This is a genomic window from Arthrobacter sp. 10T413_2, from assembly GCF_056394205.1.
The window spans coordinates 1-23228 of sequence record NZ_JBFTHK010000065.1; the positions used below are offsets into that span (position 1 = coordinate 1).

Consider the following 23228-nt stretch of genomic DNA (forward strand, 5'->3'; position numbering starts at 1 on the left):
AGGTAGCTGAGCTTGCGGTCGGGGTTGCTCAGATCCGTCCCGGCATCGAAGAGCGTCACGAGGGCATGGTGGGCCATCCCGGCGAGGATCCGCACTTCGTCGTTTTGCCGGCGGATGCGTTCCTCGTCCACCGCATTTTCGTACACGGCGCCGTCGCGGAAGAGTTTGACCGCCACTTCGCGTCCCAGGACCTCGTCCCTGGCACGGTACACGCTCGATTGGCTGCCCCGGCCGATGAGTTCTTCGATCCGGTAACGCCCGCTAAGCAGGAAACCGGGGTCCATGGTTATTGTCAAAGGTTTTACGTGGTCCCTCTAATGGGGCCCGCCGGTGAGTATCGGGCGGATCAGTCCAAAGCCGGAAACGGACCCGGCGCCCGCATAATTAGCAAGGTTACTTATGATAACGCGGAAACCGGATTCCGGAAGACTCCCCAGGGAATCTTCCGGCACCGGCGCCTTGCCGCTATTTGGCGGGGTTGTGGGTGCCGATCGGAACGAGGGTGAGGTCCGGGTGGTTCTTTTCGATCCGGCGCAGGGCCCAGACGTCGTTGAACAGGGCCAGGTATTCCCCGTCGGACCGCAAGAGAACTTCCGCGCCGGGCACGTTGGCCAGCGCAGGCATGGCATCCGCCGTCGAAATCCGGGCCAGGGAATACGGGAGCCGCTCCAGCCGCATGGGCGCGCTGAAGTCGTGCGCCATGCGGTCTTCAACCACCTCGAACTGCATCGGTCCGACGGCGGCCAGAACGGGCGCCTGGTCGCCGCGGATGTCGGAGCGGAGCACCTGGATGACGCCCTCGTGCTCGAGCTGTTCGATGCCGCGGCGGAACTGCTTGAACCGGCTGGGGTCCTTGGAGCGCGCCACCTGGAAGTGTTCCGGGGCGAACAGCGGGATCGCGGGGAACTCCACGGGCTGGTCCAGGAACAGGCTGTCCCCCACGCGGAGGGAGGAGGCGTTGACGAGGCCCACGACATCGCCCGGGAAGGCTTCATCGATCACCTCGCGTTCGCGGCCGAAAACCTGCTGGGCGTACTTGGTGGCGAAGGACTTTCCCGTCCGGCCCTGGGTGACCACCATGCCGCGCTCGAACATGCCGGAGCAGACGCGGATGAACGCCACGTGGTCGCGGTGGGCCTTGTTCATGCCGGCCTGAACCTTGAAGACGAACCCGGCGAAGGGGGCATCGACGGGGCGGGGCTCGCCGTCGACGTCGGGCCGCGGCGCGGCCGGCGGGGCGAAGTCGACAAGGGCGTCGAGGATTTCCTTCACGCCGAAGTTGAGGGCTGCAGAGCTGAAGAGGATCGGCGTCGCTTTGCCGGCATGGAAGGCCTCGACGTCGAACGCGAGGTTGGATTCGATGACCAGTCCTGCCTCGTCCACCGCGTTGGACCAGTCGTCGCCCTGGCTGGCGGCGGCCTCGTCGGGGGTGAAGTACTCGGTGAGGGCGATGTTGGCACCGGCGTTGTTGCGCTTGAACTGCGCGAAACGGTCGTTGCGCAGGTCCCAGACGCCGCGGAAGTCGCCGGAGATGCCCACGGCCCAGGTCAGCGGCATCGGCTGCAGCCCGGTGCGCTCGGTGATCTCGTCCATGAGGGCCAGTGCGTCCAGGCCCGGCCGGTCCCATTTGTTGATGACGGTGATGATGGGCAGGTTCCGCTGCTTGCAGACCTCGAAGAGCTTCATGGTCTGGGTTTCCAGGCCCTTCGCGGCGTCGACCAGCATCACGGCGCAGTCCACGGCTGCCAGCACGCGGTAGGTGTCTTCCGAGAAGTCGGCGTGGCCGGGGGTGTCCAGTAGGTTGATGACGGTGTCACGGTAGGCGAACTGCAGCGCGGCCGAGCTGATGGAGATGCCGCGGTCCTTTTCCATCTGCATCCAGTCCGAGACAGTCTCCTTGCGGTTGGCCTTGCCGCTGGAGGCGCCGGCCGTGCCGATCACCTTGGCGTGCAGCGCGAGGGCCTCTGTGAGGGTGGATTTGCCGGCGTCGGGGTGCGAAATGACCGCGAAAGTCCGGCGCCGGGCCGCCTGCTTGTGAATCTCCTGGACTCGGGCGGGGCTGAGGACTTCTTGAGACACGATGCTACTTTCGCTGCGGCTGTGGACGGGTCACGGCGCGGAGAGCCCGCGGTACACCCAAGGATCCAAGTTTATCGCAGGCCGCCGACCCCGCACGAAGCGGCGGCCAAACACCTGTGCCAGCACCGCGCAGGGCACCACGCGCGGCGGCCGCCCGGCGGCACCAAAGTGCCGCCGGCGAAGGGACCCTTGACAGCCATTCCGGGGGCTTCCCGCGGCACGTCGCAATGGACCACTTTAAGGCTTGCCTGTGCGGAAGTGCCGCTGCTTTACCCCTATCATGGGGAGAGCGGGGAACTGAGTACTTTTGATCCTGCCGGTGGACCCTGGAAACCGGCGTACCTGCGGGCCAGTGCCTGCACCTTTGAAGGGAAATCTATGGCTCGGAGCCCTGAAGATTCGCTCAAGGCGACTCTGGCCAGAGTGGCACCGGGCACCGCCCTGCGAGACGGTCTGGAACGCATTCTCCGCGGCCGCACCGGCGCGCTGATCGTGCTCGGCATCGACAGGACCATCGAGTCCATCTGCTCGGGCGGCTTCGAGATCGGCATCGATTTCTCCCCCACGCGGCTGCGCGAACTAGCCAAAATGGACGGCGCCATTGTCTGCGACAAAGATGCCAGCAATATCCTGCGCGCGGCGGTCCAGCTCGTTCCGGACTCGAGCATCGAAACCCAGGAATCTGGCACCCGGCACCGGACCGCGGAGCGGGTGGCCATCCAGACGGGCGTCCCGGTCATTTCGGTCAGCCAGTCGATGCAGATCATCGCACTGTACGTGAACGGGCTGCGGCATGTCCTGGAGGGCTCAGAGAAGGTCCTGGCCCGCGCCAACCAGGCCCTGGCAACCCTGGAACGCTACCGCTCCCGCCTGGACCAGGTGACCAGCTCGCTGTCCGCCCTGGAAATCGAGGCCATGGTGACGGTCCGCGACGTCGCGGTCACGCTGCAGCGCCAGGAAATGGTGCGCAGGATCTCCGAGGAAATCTCCCAGTACGTCCTGGAACTGGGCGAGGACGGCCGCCTGCTCTCGCTGCAGCTCGACGAGCTCACCGTGGGACGGGGCCCGGGCAGCGACGTGATCATCCGCGACTACTCCGGCCCGGCGGCAACCGCGGAGGACATTGAGAAGGCGGTCAAGGCCCTCGTGAGCCTGGGCCCGACCGAGCTGATCGATCTGGGCAAGATCGCCGGGATCGTCGGCTTCGCCGGCGGCGAGGCGAACCTCGACGCCGTCGTGCAGCCGCGCGGCTACCGCCTGCTCTCCGGCCTCAAGGCCGTGCCGAAGGCTGTCGCCGACCGCCTGGTGGACCACTTTGGCGGCCTGCAGTTCCTGATGGCGGCAACGATCGATGACCTCATGACCGTGGACGGGATCGGTGACCAGCGGGCCAGGACCGTCCGGGAGGGCCTGAGCCGCATGGCCGAGGCCAGCCTGCTGGACCGTTTCCTCTAACCCGCCTCAATCCTCCACCACCCGTCCACCACCTGTCGATTGCTCCGTAACTGCCCTTTTGGGCGCCCAAAACGGCAGTTACGGAGCAATCGATGGGGTTTGTTGGACAGGGCTTCTTCGACGGGAACTAGTTGAGCTGGAAGACGGCCTTGTCGCTGGTCTTGTTCGCCAGCCGGGCCGTGAAGACGTAGTAGGCGCCGCCGGCTCCGGGCTTGGCGGCAACGGGTTCGCAGCCCTGCACCGTGCGGTTGCGCTGCCACGGGAAGTTCGCGGTCTCGCTCTTGCCCGGCGCGATGGTCTTCATCAGGTCAGTGCTCTCCGCCTGGCAATCCTTGGACGAGAAGATCCGGTCCGAGCCGCTGGTGATCATGTATTCCATCTGCGACGTTCCGATGTTGACCGCGCACGGCACCTTGTTGTTGTTGGTCACTTTCAGGGTTAGCAGCGGCTTCTCCCCCGCGGCATAGACCTGTTGGTCGGTGGCGGCCGTGACGATCAGCAGATTCTGCTCGCAGCCATCGCCCGATGTTGTGGGGGTGGGAGTGGCCGACGGGTCCTCCGACGCTCCAGGACTCCCCGACGCTGAGGCTGTTGGCTGGTCCGACGGCGCGGCACCTGCCGCGGACGGCTGGCCCGACGGCGCCGTTCCCGCTCCGGAAGGCTGCCCTCCGCCCAGGGCGTTCGAGACGGCGGCAAAGCCCCCGAAGGCGACAGCGAGGACGATTAGCAGGACCACGCCCGCAAACAGCCGGCGGCGGCGGTACACCGGGCTGAGCGGACGCCGTCCGGGCCTTCCGGCGGGTCGGCCTCCGCCGGGTCCTTTCGGCCGTGAACCACCCGTTGCTGAACTGCCTTGCCTGACCATTCTTCTAGCCTAGAGAACCGTGCGGGCTATGGCGTCCGACCACGCCGCGGGACCTGCAGCCGTCCGGATCGGATCGCCGGATCTATTACGCTGAATGGATCGAAACTCTAACCCACACTTCTTCCGTCGCTGCCGTGGCGCAACCCGGATCCCGGGCCGCCGGGCCGCTTCCCTCCGGCGAGCTTGCCGCCGGAGGGCTTGCCGTTGCCGCGGATCTGCCCGCCCTCCACGCCGCGCTGGATGACTGGTTCGCGTCCAACGCCAGGGAACTGCCGTGGCGGGCGGCGGAGTGCACGCCCTGGGGCGTGCTGGTCAGCGAGGTCATGCTCCAGCAGACGCCCGTGGTCCGGGTCCTGCCGGTCTGGGAGCAGTGGCTGCGCCGCTGGCCGGAGCCGTCCGCCCTCGCCGCGGAACCCGCGGGGGAAGCCGTCCGGTCCTGGGGCCGGCTCGGGTATCCGCGGCGCGCGCTGCGCCTGCACGCGGCCGCCGTCGCTATCAGGGACAGCCACGGCGGGGCGGTCCCCGGTGCCTACACCGAACTCCTGGAACTCCCGGGCGTGGGCAGCTACACAGCAGCCGCTGTTGCCGCCTTCGCCTTTGGCCGCCGGGAAACGGTGGTGGACACCAACATCCGCCGGGTCCACGCACGCCTGGTCTCGGGCTCGGCGCTGCCGTCGCAGGCCTTGACCGCCGCCGAAATGCGGCTGGCGGCATCGCTGCTGCCGGAAGACCCGGCCGCTTCGGTGCGCTGGAACGCCTCCGTGATGGAACTCGGCGCGATGGTCTGCACGGCCCGGGCCCCCAAGTGCGGGCAGTGCCCGGTCCGTGATTCCTGCGCCTGGCTTGCCGCCGGCGAGCCGCCGCCGACTTACACGCCAAAGGGCCAGTCATGGCATGGCACGGACCGGCAGGTGCGCGGCGCTGTGATGGCTGTCCTGCGCGTGGCCGAGGACCCCGTGGCGCCGGAGCTGTTCCACCAGGCCCCGGCGGACTTGGGCTTCGAACCGCATGGAATCGGGATTCCCCTCGCGGCCCTGCACCGGCTCAATGCGGCTCCCGAACAGCTGGAACGCGCGCTGGCCGGCCTGCTGGGAGACGGGCTCGCGGAACTGCACCAGGGCGGCTTCCGGCTCCCTGCCTGAGGATCTACGCTGGAGCATGCGCAAGCTGGCGGCCGTGGCCGCTCTGGCCCTCACCGCCGTCCTGGTCACCTCGTGCCGGCCGGAGGCCGTTTGTCCGGCGATCGCGCAGGCGCCGGTGGTGTCGTTGACCGTGGACCGGGAGTACGCCCTGTCCGTGAAGACTATTCACCTGTTGGTCTGCCAGGACGGCCGCTGTAAGGAAGCGGACCTGGAACTGGCTCCGGGGAGCGTCGCCGTGGACCAAGGCTGCAAACCGGGTCCCGCGGGCCTCGACGGCGTCTGTTCGGCCACGTCTTCCCCCGACGGCACCCGGACCGGGATGCTGATGATGGAGACGTTGACCGCCAACCGGATCGAGGTGACGGCCACGGGCACGTCCCTCACCGGGGACCCGTTGCCGGCACGGAACGCGGCTTTCACGCCCCGCGTGGCGCATCCGTTTGGAGAGCAGTGCGGAAGCTTCATCACGGCCCACGTGGTGCTCGACGCGGCCGGCCTTCGGCCGTCGCCCTAGCTCATATTCCCCGGATTCAGACGTGCCCGGCCCGGACGCCCCTCCGCGCCCGGGCTACGCCCGGCCGGACAAGACCTAGGGCTCGCCGAACCCCGAGCTGACCAGGCGTTCCAGATAGCCCACCGCTTTGGCGGCGTCCGGGCCGCTGGCCTCCACATGCAGGACGGTTCCCTTGCCGGCGGCAAGCATCATGAGCTCCGTCATGGAGGCGCCGTCCGCCCCGTTGACGGTGACGTCGGCGTCCATGGCGGACAGTCCCCCGGCGATTTTGGCTGCCGGCCGGGCATGCATGCCGGCCTGGTTGACGAGCTCGAAGTCCCCCGTGGCGTCCGGCGGCTGCTGGTGCACGTGTTCAGCCTCCGCGGGGTGGACCGGGGGCCGGTAGACGGCTTCGGCGGCGTCCTTCACCGCCGCTGCGTCGGCCCCCGTCTGTGCCGCCACCGCAGCGGCCACGAGTCCTTCCACCAGGGGTGCGTCCGCGAGCAGCACGGATTCCGGATCCGCCGCGAACTCCGCTGCGGACTCGGCCGTCATCACGGCGGATCCGAGGTCGGTGAGCACCACGACGCCGTCACCGGCGGCCTTTTCGAGGGCCGCCATGACCTTCTCCAGGCTGGTGCCGATCCGGCCGTCGTCGGTGCCTCCGGCGGGGAGGATGAGGACGTCGGGCGCCATTTGCGCGGCGAGTTCGGCGGCACCGTCCGCGATTTTTGCACTGTGCGAGACGACGACAAGCCGGACTGTCATTCGGCTGCTCCGGCCGCGGCGCGCAGGATCAGTGCGCTGGAGACCGCTCCGGGGTCGCGGTGGCCGATGCTGCGCTCCCCCAGGTAGCTGGCACGGCCCTTGCGGGCGAGCATCGGATCCGTGGAAACGGCCCCTGCCTCGGCCGCTTCCGCCGCGGACACGAGGACTTTCCGGACGTCGCCGTCCCCAGCCGCGGCAGCGGCCGCCTCGATCGCGGGAGTCCACGCGTCCACCATGGTCTTGTCCCCGGATTCTGCCTTTCCGCGGGCAACGATTCCGTCGCGGGCGGCCTGCAGGGCCGTGGCCAGGGTGGCGGCGTCGACGTCGGAAGTGTCTCCCAGCGCGGTGGCGGCCCGCAGGAACGCCGTGCCGTAGAGCGGGCCGGCGGCCCCGCCGACCTTGGACATCAGCGTCATGGCGGTCAGTTTCAGGGCCGCGCCCGGGGTTTCCGGCGGCGCCTCGGCGAGTTTGACCATTACGGCCTTGAAGCCGCGGTCCATGTTCTCGCCGTGGTCCGAGTCCCCGATTGGCCGGTCCAGCTCGATCAGCTCAACCCGGTGCTCCGCCATGGCCTGCGCTGACAGCGTCAGCCAGCGCACGGCCCAGCCGACATCCAGCCCCACGGTCAGACGCCCCAGCGGAGGGCCGCGGTGTGCACGGGAGCGTCCCAGAGCGACGTCATTTCGTCATCGAGGCGCAGGACCGTGATGGAGCAGCCCTGCATCTCAAGGGAGGTGATGTAGTTGCCCACGAGCGAGCGGGCCACGGTGACGCCCTGCTCCGCGAGCCTCTGCGCGGCCCGGCGGTAAACGATGTACAGCTCGCTCGCCGGGGTGCCGCCCATGCCGTTGACGAACAGAAGCACCTTGTCCCCGGAGCTCAGGCCGAGGTCGCTGACCACGGGGTCCAGAAGCCGGTCGGTGATGCCGTCGGCGTTTTCCATGGGGATCTTGTGCCGTCCCGGCTCGCCGTGGATGCCGATCCCGATCTCGATCTCGTTTTCCTCGAGCTCGAAACTGGGGACGCCCGCGTGCGGAACGGTGCAGGCGGACAATGCCACGCCCATGCTGCGCACGTTCTGGTTGACGCGGTCACCGATCGCGGCGACGGCGTCTAGGTTATCGCCGCGCTCGGCGGCGGCGCCGGCGATCTTCTCGACCAGGACCGTGCCGCCGACGCCGCGGCGGCCGGCGGTGTACAGCGAGTCCTGCACGGCGACGTCGTCGTTGACCAGGACGGCGCGGACCTCGATGCCTTCGGCCTGCGCGAGTTCGGCGGCGGTCTCGAAGTTGAGGACGTCGCCAGTGTAGTTCTTCACGATATGCACAACGCCGGCGCCGGAATTCACGGCCATCGTGGCCGGCAGGATCTGGTCCGGTGTGGGCGAAGTGAAGACGGCGCCGGGAACGGCGGCGTCGAGCATGCCCATTCCCACATAGCCGCCGTGCAGCGGCTCGTGCCCGCTGCCGCCGCCGGAGACGAGTCCGACCTTCCCGGCCACCGGCGCGTCCTTACGCACGATGTACTTAGGGTCGGCAAAAACGGTCACGAGGTCGGCATGCGCAAGCCCGAACCCTTCCACTGACTCGTCGACCACGGCTTTGGGATCATTGATGAGTTTCTTCATGGCGGTGCTCCCTGGATGGTGTCCTGGCTGCTTGCTTAGACCCTACTACCGGGGCACGGCCGGCGGTAGGCTCCCGTTTCCCCTTGTGAGGCTTCCTGCCGGGGCTGCGATCGCCCGTGCCGGCGCGATGGTGCCGCGGCGGGCTCTTGGGCTCCGACGACGATTCAGACTTGCGTGTCGGCCCATGCCGGAAAGTGCGGCCAGGCATCGCCGCCCAGCCAGGAAAACGGCGGCGCGGCGAGTCGGCCCTTGCGGGTGCGGGACGCGGCCGGCGGCCCGGAGGCGGATCCCGGGCCGGCCGTTCGTCCGCCTACGGGTGCATCGGCACCGGGCGACAACTGATTCGCAGGTTCCGGCGATGCCTGGTCCGGTGTATCGAGCGAGTGGACCGGCGGCGCTGCCGGGGCGCTGGCGGCTGTCCTGGGCATATCTTTGCCGGGCGAAGCGGAGAAATCGGGAAAAATCACGTCGTTATGCAATTTTTTGCCTCCGGAAGTATGGCGGCCCACCCCCTGGGCCGGCATCAGTTTATCCACCAAATTTATTGAATGGAAGCCCCGGCCCTGCCCGGCCCTGCGAGGCCCTGCGGGGTGCGGCGCGGCGCGGCGGGCCGCGGCGGGGCGGCTGCCCGCCGCCGGACCTAGAACGCCGGGGACGGCGTCGGAGCTGCTGGGGCAATCGCGTGGCCATGCCGGAACAGGTTCTGCGGATCCAATTCTGCTTTGGCTTCGCTGAGCCGGCGGCGGGAGCCTTCCGGCCAGGCCTTGGCGGCGTCGTCGGCGGATTCGACGTGGCCGTGCATGTTCACGGCGGTGCCGCCGGTGCCAAACGGTGCCAGCGTTCGGCGGGCGGCCGCGATGGCTGCCGGGACAAGGTCGGCGCTCTCCGGCATCATGACGCCCACTGCGAAGAACGACCACGCGGCGTCCCGCCCGGCCACGTGGTCGCCGTGGCCCGAAGGCGCCGCCGGGGCTGCGAGGGCTCCGCCCATCAGCCGGATCTCAGCCAGGAGGAGGGGTGCGTTGCTGTCCGGGCCGGCGACTTCCAGGAGCGCCTCCGCGAGTGCCTCGTCCAGTTCATTTAGCAGCATGCCGCCTTCGCGCACCGGGACGGGATTCTCCGGGTCCTGGTGCACCGCGTCGACCTGCGTGAATGGCAGCGGACCGGAGAGGTCGGCCAGGACCGGTGCCACGCCGCGCATCGGGTCAAGGAGGCGTTGGCCCTCAGCGGCAGTCCCTTGCCAAGCGAACCGCAGGTGCATCACGAAGCGCCCACGCAGTAACTCCGGGATGTCCTCGAGTTCGGGCAGCCGCAGGAAAGCGAGCGAAGCCGAGGCGTCCGCAGGAAGCGCCGGCGCCCATTCACGGAAGGCCGCGAGGACTTCCCGGGCCCGCTCGCCGGGATAGAAGATCCCGCCCGCGTAAAGCTCGCCGGCCGGGAAGAGCCTGAACTCCATGGCGGTGACGATGCCGAAGTTGCCCTTGCCGCCGCGCAGGAGCGCAAACAGCCGGGGGTTGTTGTACTGGTCCACGCGGTGCTGGACGCCGTCGGGCGTCACGACCTCAACGGCCAGCACATGGTCTGACGCGAAGCCGTACTTTCGGCCGAGCAGCGGCAGCCCTCCGCCCACGGTGTAGCCCACGACGCCGACGTCGGTGGCGGATCCGTGCAGGCCCATCAGCCCATAGGGTGCGGCGGCGGCCACGACCTCGCGCCAGCGGATGCCGGCACCGACCCGGGCCGTGCGCTCTTCCGGGTCGATGTCGAGGTCCAGGAGCCTGCGGGTGCTGACCAGGAGCCCGTCCGTGATGGCGTTGGCGGCCCCGTGCCCCGTGGCCTGGACCGAAATCGACATGCCGCGTTCGGCGGCCCAGCGGACGGCTGCTGCGACGTCGTCGGCGTCGGCAGCGGCGAGGACCAGATCGGGGGTGTGGCGGGTGGCCAGGTTGAAGGCCGCGGTTTCCTGGTCATAGGCGGAGTCTCCGGGGAGGTAGACGAGTCCGCGGACGCGCAGCTGGAGGGAGGTTTTTTCGTGAGCGGAGGCGTGAGGGCGCATGGGGTACCTTCAGGTAGGCGGATCGCTCCCCAGCGCGCTCTTAGCAGTTTATAGATCGAGTGGATATATCGGAAGATCTATAAATCAGGCATTTTGGGCGCGCCCTACAGCTCCTTGATCATCCGGGTGTTGCCCAGCGTGTTCGGCTTGACCCGCGCCAGGTCCAGGAACTCGGCGACGCCTTCGTCATGGGAGCGCAGGAGCTCCGAATACACCACAGGGTCGACGGCGGTCTGGTCAGCCATGACTTCAAAGCCGTGCTTCTTGAAGAAATCCACTTCAAACGTCAGGCAGAAGACGCGCGACACGCCCAGGTCCCGGGCGTCCTCCAGCAGGCGCTCCACGAGCGCGTGCCCCACGCCTTTGCCGCGCCAGGCATCGGAGGCCGCGAGGGTGCGCACCTCGGCGAGGTCCTCCCACATGACGTGCAGCGCCCCGCAGCCGATCACCTCGCCGTCGTCCGATTCGGCAATCCGGAATTCCTGCAGGCTTTCGTAGTAGGCCACAGTTTCCTTGGCCATGAGGATCCGCTGCTCGGCCAGCGGCGCAACCAAGGTCTTGATGGCGGCGACGTCGCCGGTGCGGGAAGGGCGGATGCGGATCGTCTCAGTCACAGCCCAATCTTACGGGTGCCCCGGTGACCGGCCCGCGGCCGGCCCCCGGGTACGCGGCGTCAGAGACCCAGTTCGTCAGGGACGGGGAGGTCCTTGTCCAGCAGGTGCCGGGCGAGGAAGTGCTCCACGACGCCGTACCAGACCTTGGCGTGCTGCGGCTGCAGGATCCAGTGGTTCTCGTCCGGGAAGTACAGGAAACGGTGGTCGGTTTCGCCGTTCGCGTCGGCCGCGAGCTGTGACTTGGCCAGCAGTTCGTACCAGAGCCGGAGCCCCTCGCCGATCGGCACGCGGTAGTCCTTGTCGCCGTGGATGACCAGCATGGGAGTCCGGATGTTGTCGACGTGCAGGTGCGGGGAGTTCTCCATCGCCATCTCGGCCGTCATTTCCTTGAGCCAGTACTGCGCGGCGTCCGTGGTGGGACCGAACTGGTCCAGGGCCCAGAGGCTGGCGTGCGTGATGATTGCCTTGAAGCGGTCCGTGTGCCCGGCTACCCAGTTGGCCATGTAGCCGCCGAAGGATCCGCCCATGGCGGCCGTGCGCTCCTGGTCGATGTCGGGGCGCTGCACGACGGCGTCGGTCACGGCCATCAGGTCCGTGTACGGCGCCTTGCCCCATTCGCCCCAGCCGCGCTGGATGTGGTCCTGGCCGTAGCCGGTGGAGAGGGCCGGGTCCGGCAACAGCACCGCGTAGCCGCGGGCCACCAGCAGCCAGGGGTTCCAGCGCCAGGTCCACGCGTTCCAGGATCCCAGCGGACCGCCGTGGATCCAGAGCAGCAGCGGGGCCGGGTTCGCGGCGGACGCGCCCTCCGGAAGGGCCAGGTACGCGGGCACCCGGGCGCCGTCGGCCACCGACGTCTCCACACGCTCGAGCGTCCCCTTGTACTGCGGTCGCTCCGCCGGCGCGGGCAGGCGGACGACGCTGCCGGAGGCGAGGTCGATCCGCACGGGTTCGGCGGGAAATTCGTAGGAGCTGCGCAGGGCGTAGGCGCTGTGCCCGTCCGGTGCGACCACGACGTCGGTGTACGCGGCGTCGTCGGCTGTCAGGCGGGACACCCGGGCAGCCTGGCCGGGTTCCCCTGCGACCGGGATCCGGAAAACCGGCGCGGCGCCGTCCTCGTCCGCGGTGACCAGCAGGGCCGATCCGTCCGGCAGCCAGGCGGCGGGGCGCGCCCAGCGGTCCCAGTCGTGGGCAACGGGCGTCAGCGCGCCCCCGTCCGCCGGTACGGCGACGTCGAGAAGGTGGAGCTTGATCTGCGGCGCCGCAAACGGGGTGGTATCGCTTTCACTGACCACCACGAGGCTCCGGTTGTCCGGGCTGACAGGTCCCGGGTAATAGTGCATCCCGTCCGTGTCCAGCAGCACCGTCCGGGTGCCGGTGGCGACGTCGATCGCCACCAGCACGGAGCGCGAATCGGCGTTCGCAAGCGGCTTCGTGAAGCTGCTGTAAATGGTCCTGCCGTCCGGGCTGATCACCGTCTGGGCGTCCCTGAGCCTGTTGCCGGCGTCGGGCGTCAGGCTGCGGAGCTTCAGCGGCGGCGCGGCGTCGACCGTCGCCGGCTTTCCGGCCTCCAGTGGCTCTCCGGGTTCGACGGCGAACAGCCGCGGCTGCGCCGGGCCGAGGTCGGCGTCCCAGTAGCGGACGGGGTAGCCGCTGTGCAGGATGGCTGCGACCTTGTTGTCATTGCGGGCCTTGCGGCGTTCCTCGTCATTGTCCTCGTCGGTGGATCCGGCGAGGACCGGGGCCGCGACCGCCAAGGTGTCCGCATCCGCGGCTGCCAGGACGCCGCTGATCCCGCCGGCGCGGGAAAGGGCCACCCGGGCTTCGCCGCCGCCGGACGGGAGCATCCAGAGGGCGTTGACGGGGTCGGCCTCGGGGCTCTCCGGATCGGGACGGGCGGAGGTGAAGTAGAGGTCCCCGTTGGCTGCAAACACCGCGCCCGTTTCCCCCTTGGCACTGCGCGTGATCCGGCGGGCCTGCGTGGCCCCGTTCGGGTCAACTTCCCACAACGCTGTGCAGTATTCGGTGCCCTTGGCGTTCAGTGTGGCCACGGTGGTAACCAGTCGCCCACCGTCGGGGCTCAGCGCCAGACCACTCACTCGGGGAATTGCGAGGTAATGGTCCAGGTCATGGAAGGGGGTCTCGGGTTGTTCGCTCAGGGTCACTGAGTCCTTGGCAGCCATGCACCGATTCAACACCCCCTGTGGCGTCGATCACAAAAAGTTCACTGAGAGTGAACCGGTCGTTTCATAGTGCCCGGATCCTTGCGGGACACACCGGCCGGGTCGGCCAGCCGCCGGAATCGCAGCGTCCTTTCAGGGGGGCTTGGCATGATGGGTCCATGAACCCTGAAAAGTCCCTGCCCAGACGCTCCATGCTGCTCGGCGCGGCCGCCACGGTTGGTGGCGGCCTGGCCCTTTCCGCGTGCGCCGCCCAACCCTCGGACAGCGCGGCCCCCTCGACGGCCGCCGACGCATCGGCGCCTGCGGGCACGCCTGTCCGGGTCGGCAAGCTCAGCGAGGTGAACGTGGGCGCCACTGCCACCGGGACCGCCAACGGAAAAACAGTGGTCATTTTCCGGCCCACGGACCAGAAGGTCCTGGCCTATGACGCGACGTGCACCCACGCCGGCTGCCCGGTGGCCCCGTCCGGCCAGAATTTCGAATGCCCGTGCCACGGCTCCGCCTTCAAGGGCGCGGACGGAAGTGTCATAACGGGTCCGGCGCGCAGCCCCCTCGCGCCCCTGACCGCCGCCATCGACGGGGACTGGATCACCGTCACGGCCTGACGGCCACCGCCGGGCGCCAGTTGGCGTCCGCTCGGCGCCACACAGCAAGAGGCCCCGCCCATTCCCTTTCGGGAGCGGACGGGGCCTCTTGAATTATCGCCTTTGGAATTACTGCTTAGACGCTCGGAGCGATCTCCGGGATTCGCGGCTTGGCGTTGCCCGCGAACGTGAACTTCGCGTCGTCGCCCTCACCTTCGACATCCACCACCACGATGTCGCCGGAGTGCAGCTCGCCGAAGAGGATCTTCTCGGAGAGCTGGTCCTCGATCTCGCGCTGGATGGTGCGGCGCAGCGGCCGGGCACCCATCGCGGGATCGTAGCCGCGGGTCGCGAGCAGGATCTTGGCCGCGGGCGTGAGCTCGATGCCCATGTCCTTGTCCTTGAGTCGCTTCTCGAGCCGGGCCACGAACATGTCCACGATTTCGATGATCTCGTCCTGGGTCAGCTGCGGGAAGACCACAACGTCGTCAACACGGTTGAGGAACTCGGGGCGGAAGTGCTGCTTGAGCTCTTCGGTGACGCGGGCGCGCATCCGGTTGTAGCCGGTCTGCGTGTCCGTGCCCGACTGGAAGCCGGTGGCAACGCTCTTGGAGATGTCCCGGGTGCCGAGGTTCGTGGTCATGATGATCACGGTGTTCTTGAAGTCCACCACGCGGCCCTGCGAGTCGGTCAGGCGGCCGTCTTCCAGAATCTGCAGCAGCGAGTTGAAGAGATCGGCGTGCGCCTTCTCCACTTCGTCGAACAGGACCACGGAGAACGGACGACGGCGGACCTTCTCGGTCAGCTGCCCGCCCTCTTCGTAGCCCACGTAACCCGGAGGGGCGCCGAAGAGCCGCGACACGGTGTGCTTCTCCGAGTACTCGGACATGTCCAGGGTGATCAGCGCGTCTTCCTCGCCGAACAGGAACTCCGCGAGAGCCTTGGCGAGCTCGGTCTTGCCGACGCCGGTGGGGCCGGCGAAGATGAACGAACCGCCCGGACGCTTGGGGTCCTTCAGGCCTGCACGGGTGCGCCGGATCGCCTGGGACAGGGCCTTGATGGCCTCGTTCTGGCCGACCACACGCTTGTGCAGCTCGTCTTCCATCTTCAGCAGGCGCGAGGACTCTTCCTCGGTCAGCTTGAAGACCGGAATGCCGGTGGAGTTGGCAAGCACCTCGGCGATGAGATCCTCATCAACCTCGGAGATGTCGTCCATGCCGCCGGTCTTCCACTGGCGTTCCTTCTCGGCGCGCTCGGCAATGAGCTTCTGCTCCTTGTCGCGCAGCGACGCGGCACCTTCGAAGTCCTGCGCGTCAATCGCGGATTCCTTCTCCAGCTTCATGGCTGCGATCTTCTCGTCCATGACCTTGAGCTCCGGCGGAGCGGTCATGCGGCGGATGCGCAGCCGCGCACCGGCCTCGTCGATCAGGTCGATCGCCTTGTCCGGAAGGAAGCGGTCCGAGATGTAGCGCTCGGACAGCGCCGCGGCTGAGGCGAGGGCGCCGTCGGTAATGGTGACGCGGTGGTGCGCCTCGTACCGGTCGCGGAGGCCCTTGAGGATCTCGATCGCGTGTGCAACGGAGGGTTCCTTGACCTGGATCGGCTGGAAGCGGCGCTCCAGCGCTGCATCCTTTTCGATGTGCTTGCGGTATTCGTCCAGCGTGGTGGCACCGATCGTCTGGAGCTCGCCGCGGGCCAGCATGGGCTTCAGGATCGAGGCCGCATCGATGGCGCCTTCGGCGGCACCGGCACCCACCAGGGTGTGGATCTCATCGATGAACAGGATGATGTCGCCGCGGGTACGGATCTCCTTGAGAACCTTCTTGAGGCGCTCTTCAAAGTCACCGCGGTAGCGGGAACCGGCCACGAGGGACCCGAGGTCCAGGGTGTACAGCTGCTTGTCCTTGATGGTCTCCGGGACATCGCCACGGACGATCGCCTGGGCGAGGCCTTCGACGACGGCGGTCTTGCCGACGCCGGGCTCGCCGATCAGCACCGGATTGTTCTTGGTGCGGCGGGAAAGGACCTGCATGACGCGTTCCATTTCCTGCTCGCGGCCGATCACCGGGTCCAGCTTGTTCTCCCGCGCCGCCTGGGTCAGGTTGCGGCCGAACTGGTCCAGGACGACGGAGCCCGCGGGGGTGCCCTCGGCCTGGCTGGAACCGACGCCGGCTCCGGTGGACTCCTTGCCCTGGTAGCCGGACAGCAGCTGGATGACCTGCTGGCGGACCCGGTTGAGGTCGGCGCCGAGCTTGACGAGCACCTGGGCGGCCACACCTTCACCCTCGCGGATGAGGCCGAGGAGGATGTGCTCGGTTCCGATGTAGTTATGGCCCAGCTGCAGGGCCTCGCGCAGCGAGAGCTCCAGGACCTTCTTGGCGCGCGGGGTGAAGGGGATGTGTCCGGACGGGGCCTGCTGGCCCTGGCCGATGATCTCCTGCACCTGCTCGCGGACACCGTCGAGCGAAATGCTCAAGGATTCAAGGGCTTTGGCAGCAACACCTTCACCCTCATGGATCAGACCCAAGAGGATGTGTTCGGTACCAATGTAATTGTGGTTCAGCATGCGTGCCTCTTCTTGGGCAAGCACAACTACGCGACGGGCACGGTCCGTAAATCGCTCAAACATTTCGCCACACTCCTAGCTACGACGTACTTTGATGCTACGTGCCCGGGTTCCAGATTTGGGGCTTGTTCGCCACAGGGGAAACCGAAGGGTTGCGCTCCCCGGCCCGGACGCTGTCCGGATGCCCCACGGATCCCGCCTGCGGCCGTCCGGACGAGCGCAGGCGCGGGACCCGGGAGACAGTCCGGCGGCACCCTCGCAGCGGCTCCGGCGGCGCCGGCCGCCCCGCCGGGAGCGCCCGGGCCGCCGTTCCGCACATACCGCCGTCGGCATAGCAATGCCCCCGTCAGATAACGGGGGCATTAGCATTTGATGCGCAGACTTCATAGGGCCATTGATACTGGCCCGGACGCGGAGGTCCGGACTAGGAATTAGCCTTTTGGTAGGCTTCCTGAATTTCAGCCTGGATACGTCCGCGGCTGTTTACCGCATAGCCGTTGTCCCGTGCCCACTGACGGATCTGGGCAGAGTCCTGATTCCGTCCGCTTGAAATTTTGGTGCGCGTGGCGCGGCCGCTTGATGTCTTGCGTGCATGCCCCACAAACCGCTCCAACGCGGAACGCAGGTCTGACGCATTGCCGGACGACAGGTCTATTTCATAGCTCACGCCGTCCAGGCCAAACCGGACAGTTTCGTCCGCGGATCCCCCATCCAGATCATCAACGAGGATGATTTTCACTTTCTGTGCCATAAATGACTCTCTTTCCAAAAGGACGAGCGTTTAGAAAAGCAGGATGTATCTGTAAAAAGTATCCTCCGGGTTACAGCAGAGAGTCAAAGCGTATAACTCCGGTCAAAGGAAACCCGCTCACAGCAATAGGGACTATTGCTCCATTCAGGGGAATTAGCCCCTGGCGGGCCCGGATTCCGGTCCCGGGTTTTGAGCTTCCGCCCGAGCGTCCGCTTCGGCCTGAGCGCGGGCTTCTGCCTGGCGCTCCGATTTATCGGCATTGAATATGGATTTCATGGCAAACCAGAAAAGCAGGCCCACCACGATGGGAGGCACCAATACGGCGATGTAGTCCATGCTCAGTGTCCTTCAGGCTTCAACAGGGGGAAGAGGATGGTCTCGCGGATGCCGGCGCCGGTGAAGAGCATGACGAGGCGGTCGATGCCCAGGCCGATCCCGCCCATGGGCGGCGCGCCGTACTCGAGCGCGCGGAGGAAGTCTTCATCCAGCTGCATGGCCTCGACATCGCCCGCGGCGGAGCGGCGGGACTGTTCGGTGAGGCGTTCTCGCTGGATCACAGGGTCGATCAGTTCGGAGAAGGCCGTGCCGCGCTCCATGCCGCCGATGATGAGGTCCCAGGCCTCGATCAGGCGGCCGTCCTCGCGGTGATGGCGGGCCAGCGGCTGGGCGGACGGCGGATAGTCGTAGACGAATGTGGGGTTGAGCAGAGTGGGCTCCACCAGCTCGCCGAAGAGCTCGACGACGAGTTTCTCGGCGTCCCAGGCGGCGTCGACCTTGACCTCGTGCTTGGCGGCCAGTTCCAGCAGTTCGGAGACCGTGGTGTCGGGGGTGATTTCCTGGCCGACGAATTCGGAGAGCCCCGGGTAAACCGCCATCCAGGCCCAGTCGCCGTCGAGGTTGATCTCCCCCGCCTCCGTCTGCAGGACCCGGCCCACGCCGGCGGCGTCGGCGGCGTCCAGGATGATCTCCTTGATCCGGTCCGCCATGACGAACTGGTCGGCCCAGGCCTCGTAGGACTCCAAGGTGGTGAACTCGGGGCTGTGGGTGGAGTCCACGCCCTCGTTGCGGAAGACCCGGCCCATGTCATAGACGCGGTCGATCCCGCCGACCACCGTGCGCTTGAGGTAGAGCTCGGTGGCGATGCGCAGGGTCATCTTCTGGTCGAAGGCGTTCATGTGCGTCTCGAAGGGACGGGCCGTGGCGCCGCCGTGAACCAGCTGCAGCATGGGGGTTTCCACCTCGACGTAGCCCTGGCGGTGCAGGGTTTCGCGGATGGAGCGGGTGATCGCGGCGCGGGTGTAAACCATCTCGCGGGCTTCGTCACGGACAATGAGGTCCACGTAGCGCTGGCGGACCCGAGTTTCCTCGTTCAGCCCGGCGTGCAGCACGGGCAGCGGGCGCAGCGCCTTCGAGGCCATGGTCCAGGAGTCCGCCATGACGGACAGCTCGCCGCGGCGTGAGGAGATGACCTCGCCGGTGATGAAGACGTGGTCGCCGAGGTCCACGAGGGACTTCCAGTCCGCGAGCGCCTCCTCGCCGATGTTGGCCAGGCTCAGCATGACCTGCAGCCGGACCGCCTTGCCGTCCAGGCCGCCCTCCTGGAGAGTGGCGAAGCAGAGTTTGCCCGTGTTGCGGACGAAGACAATGCGGCCGGTCACGCCGACGACGTCGCCGGTGGTTTCGTCGGCCTGCAGGTGGGCGTATTTCTCGCGGATTTCCGTGAGCGAGTGCGTACGCTCGACACCCACCGGATAAGCCTCGACGCCGCGTTCGATCAGCTTGGCGCGCTTCTCCATGCGGATGCGCGTCTGTTCGCTGGCATCGTGCGGCTCGGCGGCGTTGTGCGGGGCAGGGGTGTTTTGGGAAGTCACAATCCCCAAGTTTACCGTCGATTTCCGCCCGGTCAGGTCCCGGTCAGGTGCCGGCAGGTTCGGCCGGGCGGTGACTGTGCAGTCCGGGGGCGGGAATAGACTCAGGGCTGTGGAGACGTGGACCGTAAAGACCGACGACGGCGAGGGGCACCTCGAGCTGCATACGTTCCGTCCGGAGGCGCCCGAGCCGGGCGGATCGGCCGCCGCGGGCGCCGCACCCGGCGCTGGATCCGGCGTCGTCGTCGTGCACGGGACGCTGGTGACCGATGCGCTCTACCGGCCCTTTGCCCGAAAGCTCAGCCGGCTGCTGGGCCGGCCGGTGCACTGCTACAACCGGCGGGGGCGCGCCGGTTCCTCGCCCCAGCCGGCAGACTATTCGGCGGCCACGGAGGTGGCCGACCTGGCAGCGGTGCTGCGCGAGACCGGCGCCAGCGACGTCGTGGCCCACAGCTATGGCGGCTTTGTGGCTCTCCAGGCCGCCCGGAGCGTGCCGATCCGCAGGATGGTGACCTATGACGCGGCCGTCAGCCTTTCGGGGAACCTCAACCGGCGCTGGCGGCCCGAGCTTGAGCGGTCGGTGGCCGCCGGCAAGCTGGACGAGGCCTGGGCCCATTTGGTGCAGGGTCTGGAGACGGCCGGCCCGGTGTCCCGGCTGCCGCTGGGCGCGCTGCGCATGCTGAGCATCCTCTCGGCGAGGACCAGCCTGGGCGCCGAAATGCGGGAACTCCTGCCCACGGCCGTCGCCGAGATGCGGGCCGTGCTGGATGCTGACGCCGAGGTCGCCGATTTCACCTCCATCACCACCCCCACGCTGATGCTCAGCGGCGGCTGGAGCCCGGCGTACTTCGCCGAGACGGGCCGCCAACTCGCCGCCGCCGTCCCCGCGCTGACCTTCGCTGTCGTTCCCGGGCAGCTCCACGAAGGCCCCATCCGGCCCGGCAACAGGCTGGCCCTCCGGGCAGCGCGGTTCCTCCTCGGCGGGCCCGGTGCTGCGTCCACGGCTACGGGCCGAGGGATAGGCAGCATTACCGGAACAATGGCTGGCGGCATGCCCGGCATCTACGGGCGGATCCCCGGCCGCTCGCGGCGGCCCGGGCCGGGCCGCTGACGGACCGCCGACGCGGCCTGCCGTTAGAATCGGGGGCGACCCTTTCGAAAGGACCCCCTTGGCCAAGCTCTATTTCCGCTACGGCGCCATGAACTCCGGCAAGTCCACGGGGCTGCTGCAGGCGGCGTTCAACTATGAAGAACGCGGACAGCGGGTGCTTCTGGCCAAGCCGGACGTGGACACCAAGGGCGACGCCGACGTCGTGTCCCGCCTCGGCATGACCCGTTCGGTGGACTTCCTGATCCCCGCCGGCGCGTCAGCCCGCGACCTCTTCACGGCGCAGGCCCACGGGGACGATCCCGATGCCCTGCTGCAGCACGTGGAGACCTCGCCCGTGGCCTGCCTGCTGGTGGACGAGGCGCAGTTCCTGGAACCGGCGCAGGTGGACGACCTCTTCCGCATTGCGGTCCTGGACAACGTCCCCGTGCTGGCGTACGGCATCCGCACCGACTTCCGGACCCGGGCTTTCCCCGGTTCGCTGCGGCTGCTGGAAATTGCGCATACCCTCGAAGAGCTCAAGACCATCTGCCGCTGCGGACGGAAGGCCATCTTCAACACCCGCCGGATCGGGGACCATGTGGTTTTCGACGGCGACCAGGTGGCAATCGACGGCCAGGACGTCTGGTACGAGTCGCTCTGCGGCGCCTGCTACCTCGAGGTCTCCGGCGGCCGGCTGGGCAACTAGCACCGGGACTCAGTGCACCGTCTACTGCATGGCGGCGTGTGCTCGGCTAGGCTCGGAGCATGACCCGCGAGAACATCAGAACCCCCGACGGCGGAACGATCGAGCTTTTCAGCACCGGCGCCGAGCTCGCCTCGGCGGGCTCGGGCATCGTCGTCGTGCCGGCTTCGATGGTGACGGCCGCCGATTACACGCGTTTCGCGCAGAAGCTCAGCGCGTCGCTGGGCCGGCCTGTGCACACCTTCAACCGGCGCGGACGCGGCTCGTCCTCCCCGCAGCCGGAGGACTACACCCTGGACGTGGACATCCACGACCTCGACGCCGTCATGAAGCACACGTCCAGCACGGACGTCTTCGGCCACAGCTTCGGCGGCGCGGTGGCCCTGCACGCGGCCCGCACCCTGCCGGTGGAACGCCTGGCGGTCTACGACCCCGCCGTGTCGGTCAACCACAGCGTCACGGCGGACTGGACGCCCGAATACGAGCGGGCGACGGCGGCCGGCGACGACGACCGCGCCCTCGCCGTCCTGCTCAAGGGCCTGGAGACCGGGAGCGCCCTGTCCCGGATGCCGTTGTCCATGCTGACGCTGGCGAACAAGCTCTCGGCGGGCACCCCGATCGGCAAGCAGCTGCGCGACCTCATGCAGACCGGCGTGCGGGAGATCAAGGCGATCATCGCGGCGGACATGCCGGCGGAGCCGTTCCTGGAACTGCCGCTGGAGACGCTGATCATCGTCGGCGAAAAGAGCCCTGCCTACTTCGGTGTGGCCTGCGCCCAGATCCACGACGTCCTCTCCGGATCCAGCTACACGATCCTGCCGGGCATGGGCCACGACGGCGTGAACAAGGCACCGGACAAGCTCATCGCCGAACTCAGCGCGTTCTACGCGGGCTGACGCCCGGCCACCAACCCACGAAGCAACGCGGGGATCCTTCGCGGCCGCCCGGACGTCCCGGCATGGCCGCGAGGTGACCCCGCGTTGCTGGTTTTCTCTTAGTGGGCGACGGGCTGTGCCACGCCTGCGGTCTTGCGCATCATGGCGGACAGCACGACGGCGCCGAGCGCTATGACGGCCGCCGTCAGGAACGCCGCGTGCATGCCGGCCACCATGCCCGAGGCTGCGGCCACGAACGCATAGATCGAGACCAGGAGCGCAGTGCCGGCGGCGCCGGCCACCTGCTGCAGTGTGCTCATGATGGCTGAGCCGTGGGAGTACAGGTGCGGGGGCAACGGGTTCAGGCCGGTCGTGAAGGCCGGGGTGAACACGAGCGCGAGGCCCAGGCTCAGGGTCACATGCAGGGCAATGATCCACCCCACCGGTGACGCGGCGTCCAGCATGGAGAACTGCCACAGGGACAGCACCATCATGACCGAGCCCGTCACCGTCAGCGGCAGGGGGCCGACCTTGTCGAAAACGCGGCCGATGAAGGGCCCCAGCAGGCCCATGGCCAGGCCGCCCGGAAGCAGCACCAGGCCGGTTTCGAGCGACTTCAGGCCGCGGATCTCCTGCAGGTACAACGGCAGCAGGATTACCGCGCCGAACAACGCGACCATGGCCACGACCAGCAGGAGTACGGACACCGTGAACATCCGGAAGGTAAACGCGCGCAGGTCCAGCAGGGGCCGGTCGCTCTTCTGCAGCTTCAGCTGGCGCAGGACGAACGCTGCCAGGGCCAGCACTCCAACGGCTAGCGCCAGCACGGCGGGAGTGCGGGATCCGGCGTCACCGCCGCCGATCTGGCTGAGGCCATACACGAGGCCGCCGAACGCCGGGACCGTCAGCACCACCGAGAGGGCATCCAGCCGGGTTTTCTCCGTCTCGCCGATGTTGGTCAGGTACCTGGCCCCGATGGCCAGTGCGGCGAGCGCGATCGGCAGCACGAAGACGAACATGAACCGCCAGGAAAAGTGCTGGAGGATCAGGCCGGAAACTGTGGGGCCGAGCGCCGGCGCCACCGAGATGGCGATGCTGACGTTGCCCATGACGGCGCCGCGGCGTTCCAGTGGCACGAGCGTGAGGATGGTGGTCATGAGCAGCGGCAGCATGATGGCCGTGCCGCCGGCCTGGACGATGCGGGCCAGCAACAGGACTTCGAAGCCCGGGGCGACGGCGGCCAGCAGAGTGCCACCGGAGAACAGCCCCATGGCCAGCAGGAACACGGCACGGGTGGACAGCCGCTGCAGGATGAACCCGGTGGTGGGAATCACGACCGCCATGGTGAGCATGAAACCGGTGGACAGCCACTGCACGGTGGGAGCGTCAACTCCGAGGTCCACCATCAGCCGCTGCAGGGCCACGTTCATGATCGTCTCGTTGAGGATCACGACGAATGTGGCCACCAGCAACGTCACGATGATGGTGACGGACTCCCGCGACATCTTGGCC

General features: G+C 67.9%; 20 protein-coding genes and 1 pseudogene. 7 read left to right on the forward strand and 14 right to left on the reverse strand.

Translation table 11 applies throughout. The annotated features are described in order from the left end of the window. Both AC1DBQ_RS12090 and AC1DBQ_RS12095 read right to left on the reverse strand, forming a co-directional pair. Positions 1–284, reverse strand: a pseudogene (locus AC1DBQ_RS12090) (serine/threonine protein kinase); the annotation flags it as partial. A 181-nt stretch (positions 285–465) separates the two neighbouring features. Further along, positions 466–2079 (reverse strand): peptide chain release factor 3, encoded by a 1614-nt coding sequence (locus tag AC1DBQ_RS12095; protein ID WP_456507717.1) that lies wholly within the window; start codon positions 2077–2079, stop codon positions 466–468. Between the two features lie 378 nt (positions 2080–2457). Between AC1DBQ_RS12095 and disA the strand changes: the two genes are divergently transcribed. Beyond that, complete coding sequence (disA, locus tag AC1DBQ_RS12100) at positions 2458–3534, forward strand: DNA integrity scanning diadenylate cyclase DisA (protein WP_091250080.1); 1077 nt, start codon at positions 2458–2460, stop codon at positions 3532–3534. 127 nt (positions 3535–3661) lie between these two features. Here the strand turns inward: disA and AC1DBQ_RS12105 are convergent, their stop codons facing one another. Then, positions 3662–4270 (reverse strand): hypothetical protein, encoded by a 609-nt coding sequence (locus tag AC1DBQ_RS12105; protein WP_476928732.1) that lies wholly within the window; start codon positions 4268–4270, stop codon positions 3662–3664. A gap of 434 nt (positions 4271–4704) precedes the next feature. On the opposite strand from AC1DBQ_RS12105, the gene AC1DBQ_RS12110 reads away from it, so the two are divergent. Then, on the forward strand, positions 4705–5541 hold the full coding sequence (locus tag AC1DBQ_RS12110; RefSeq protein ID WP_476928744.1) for an HhH-GPD family protein: 837 nt from the start codon (positions 4705–4707) through the stop codon (positions 5539–5541). A gap of 16 nt (positions 5542–5557) precedes the next feature. Beyond that, positions 5558–6055 carry a hypothetical protein gene (locus AC1DBQ_RS12115; RefSeq protein WP_476928733.1) on the forward strand — a complete coding sequence of 166 codons (498 nt, stop codon included), beginning with the start codon at positions 5558–5560 and terminating at the stop codon, positions 6053–6055. Positions 6056–6130: 75 nt separating this feature from the next. On the opposite strand, the gene dhaM is transcribed toward AC1DBQ_RS12115, so the two are convergent. The 6 genes from dhaM to AC1DBQ_RS12145 all read right to left on the reverse strand — a co-directional run bounded on the left by dhaM (position 6131) and on the right by AC1DBQ_RS12145 (position 13279). After that, positions 6131–6802 carry a dihydroxyacetone kinase phosphoryl donor subunit DhaM gene (gene dhaM, locus AC1DBQ_RS12120; RefSeq protein ID WP_476928734.1) on the reverse strand — a complete coding sequence of 224 codons (672 nt, stop codon included), beginning with the start codon at positions 6800–6802 and terminating at the stop codon, positions 6131–6133. Next, on the reverse strand, positions 6799–7425 hold the full coding sequence (gene dhaL, locus AC1DBQ_RS12125) for a dihydroxyacetone kinase subunit DhaL (protein ID WP_091250073.1): 627 nt from the start codon (positions 7423–7425) through the stop codon (positions 6799–6801). The genes dhaM and dhaL overlap by 4 nt, the downstream gene beginning before the upstream one ends. A gap of 2 nt (positions 7426–7427) precedes the next feature. Continuing rightward, positions 7428–8429 carry a dihydroxyacetone kinase subunit DhaK gene (gene dhaK / locus AC1DBQ_RS12130; protein WP_476928735.1) on the reverse strand — a complete coding sequence of 334 codons (1002 nt, stop codon included), beginning with the start codon at positions 8427–8429 and terminating at the stop codon, positions 7428–7430. Between the two features lie 640 nt (positions 8430–9069). After that, complete coding sequence (locus tag AC1DBQ_RS12135; RefSeq protein ID WP_476928736.1) at positions 9070–10485, reverse strand: FAD-binding oxidoreductase; 1416 nt, start codon at positions 10483–10485, stop codon at positions 9070–9072. Positions 10486–10589: 104 nt separating this feature from the next. Continuing rightward, positions 10590–11099, reverse strand: coding sequence for an amino-acid N-acetyltransferase (locus AC1DBQ_RS12140; RefSeq protein ID WP_476928737.1), 510 nt, complete (start codon positions 11097–11099; stop codon positions 10590–10592). Positions 11100–11158: 59 nt separating this feature from the next. Next, complete coding sequence (locus AC1DBQ_RS12145; protein ID WP_476928738.1) at positions 11159–13279, reverse strand: S9 family peptidase; 2121 nt, start codon at positions 13277–13279, stop codon at positions 11159–11161. Positions 13280–13437: 158 nt separating this feature from the next. On the opposite strand from AC1DBQ_RS12145, the gene AC1DBQ_RS12150 reads away from it, so the two are divergent. Continuing rightward, the gene (locus AC1DBQ_RS12150; RefSeq protein WP_476928739.1) at positions 13438–13884 is read left to right on the forward strand and encodes a QcrA and Rieske domain-containing protein; all 447 of its coding nucleotides are present in this window, start codon (positions 13438–13440) and stop codon (positions 13882–13884) included. Positions 13885–13999: 115 nt separating this feature from the next. Here the strand turns inward: AC1DBQ_RS12150 and AC1DBQ_RS12155 are convergent, their stop codons facing one another. The 4 genes from AC1DBQ_RS12155 to lysS all read right to left on the reverse strand — a co-directional run bounded on the left by AC1DBQ_RS12155 (position 14000) and on the right by lysS (position 19051). Next, positions 14000–16492 carry an ATP-dependent Clp protease ATP-binding subunit gene (locus AC1DBQ_RS12155; RefSeq protein ID WP_476928740.1) on the reverse strand — a complete coding sequence of 831 codons (2493 nt, stop codon included), beginning with the start codon at positions 16490–16492 and terminating at the stop codon, positions 14000–14002. A gap of 361 nt (positions 16493–16853) precedes the next feature. Then, positions 16854–17180 (reverse strand): histone-like nucleoid-structuring protein Lsr2, encoded by a 327-nt coding sequence (locus AC1DBQ_RS12160; RefSeq protein ID WP_091255487.1) that lies wholly within the window; start codon positions 17178–17180, stop codon positions 16854–16856. Between the two features lie 153 nt (positions 17181–17333). After that, complete coding sequence (locus AC1DBQ_RS12165; RefSeq protein ID WP_476928741.1) at positions 17334–17516, reverse strand: hypothetical protein; 183 nt, start codon at positions 17514–17516, stop codon at positions 17334–17336. A 2-nt stretch (positions 17517–17518) separates the two neighbouring features. Beyond that, on the reverse strand, positions 17519–19051 hold the full coding sequence (gene lysS / locus AC1DBQ_RS12170; RefSeq protein ID WP_091255490.1) for a lysine--tRNA ligase: 1533 nt from the start codon (positions 19049–19051) through the stop codon (positions 17519–17521). A gap of 109 nt (positions 19052–19160) precedes the next feature. Between lysS and AC1DBQ_RS12175 the strand changes: the two genes are divergently transcribed. The 3 genes from AC1DBQ_RS12175 to AC1DBQ_RS12185 are packed head-to-tail and all read left to right on the forward strand — an operon-like array spanning position 19161 to position 21737. Further along, positions 19161–20159, forward strand: coding sequence for an alpha/beta fold hydrolase (locus AC1DBQ_RS12175; RefSeq protein ID WP_476928742.1), 999 nt, complete (start codon positions 19161–19163; stop codon positions 20157–20159). Between the two features lie 58 nt (positions 20160–20217). Beyond that, the gene (locus AC1DBQ_RS12180) at positions 20218–20844 is read left to right on the forward strand and encodes a thymidine kinase (protein ID WP_116765451.1); all 627 of its coding nucleotides are present in this window, start codon (positions 20218–20220) and stop codon (positions 20842–20844) included. A 59-nt stretch (positions 20845–20903) separates the two neighbouring features. Continuing rightward, a complete protein-coding gene (locus AC1DBQ_RS12185) occupies positions 20904–21737 on the forward strand; it encodes an alpha/beta fold hydrolase (RefSeq protein ID WP_091255496.1) in 834 nt (277 codons plus the stop codon). A 98-nt stretch (positions 21738–21835) separates the two neighbouring features. Here the strand turns inward: AC1DBQ_RS12185 and AC1DBQ_RS12190 are convergent. Next, on the reverse strand, positions 21836–23228 hold a 1393-nt coding region (locus AC1DBQ_RS12190; protein WP_476928743.1), incomplete at its 5' end, for a DHA2 family efflux MFS transporter permease subunit.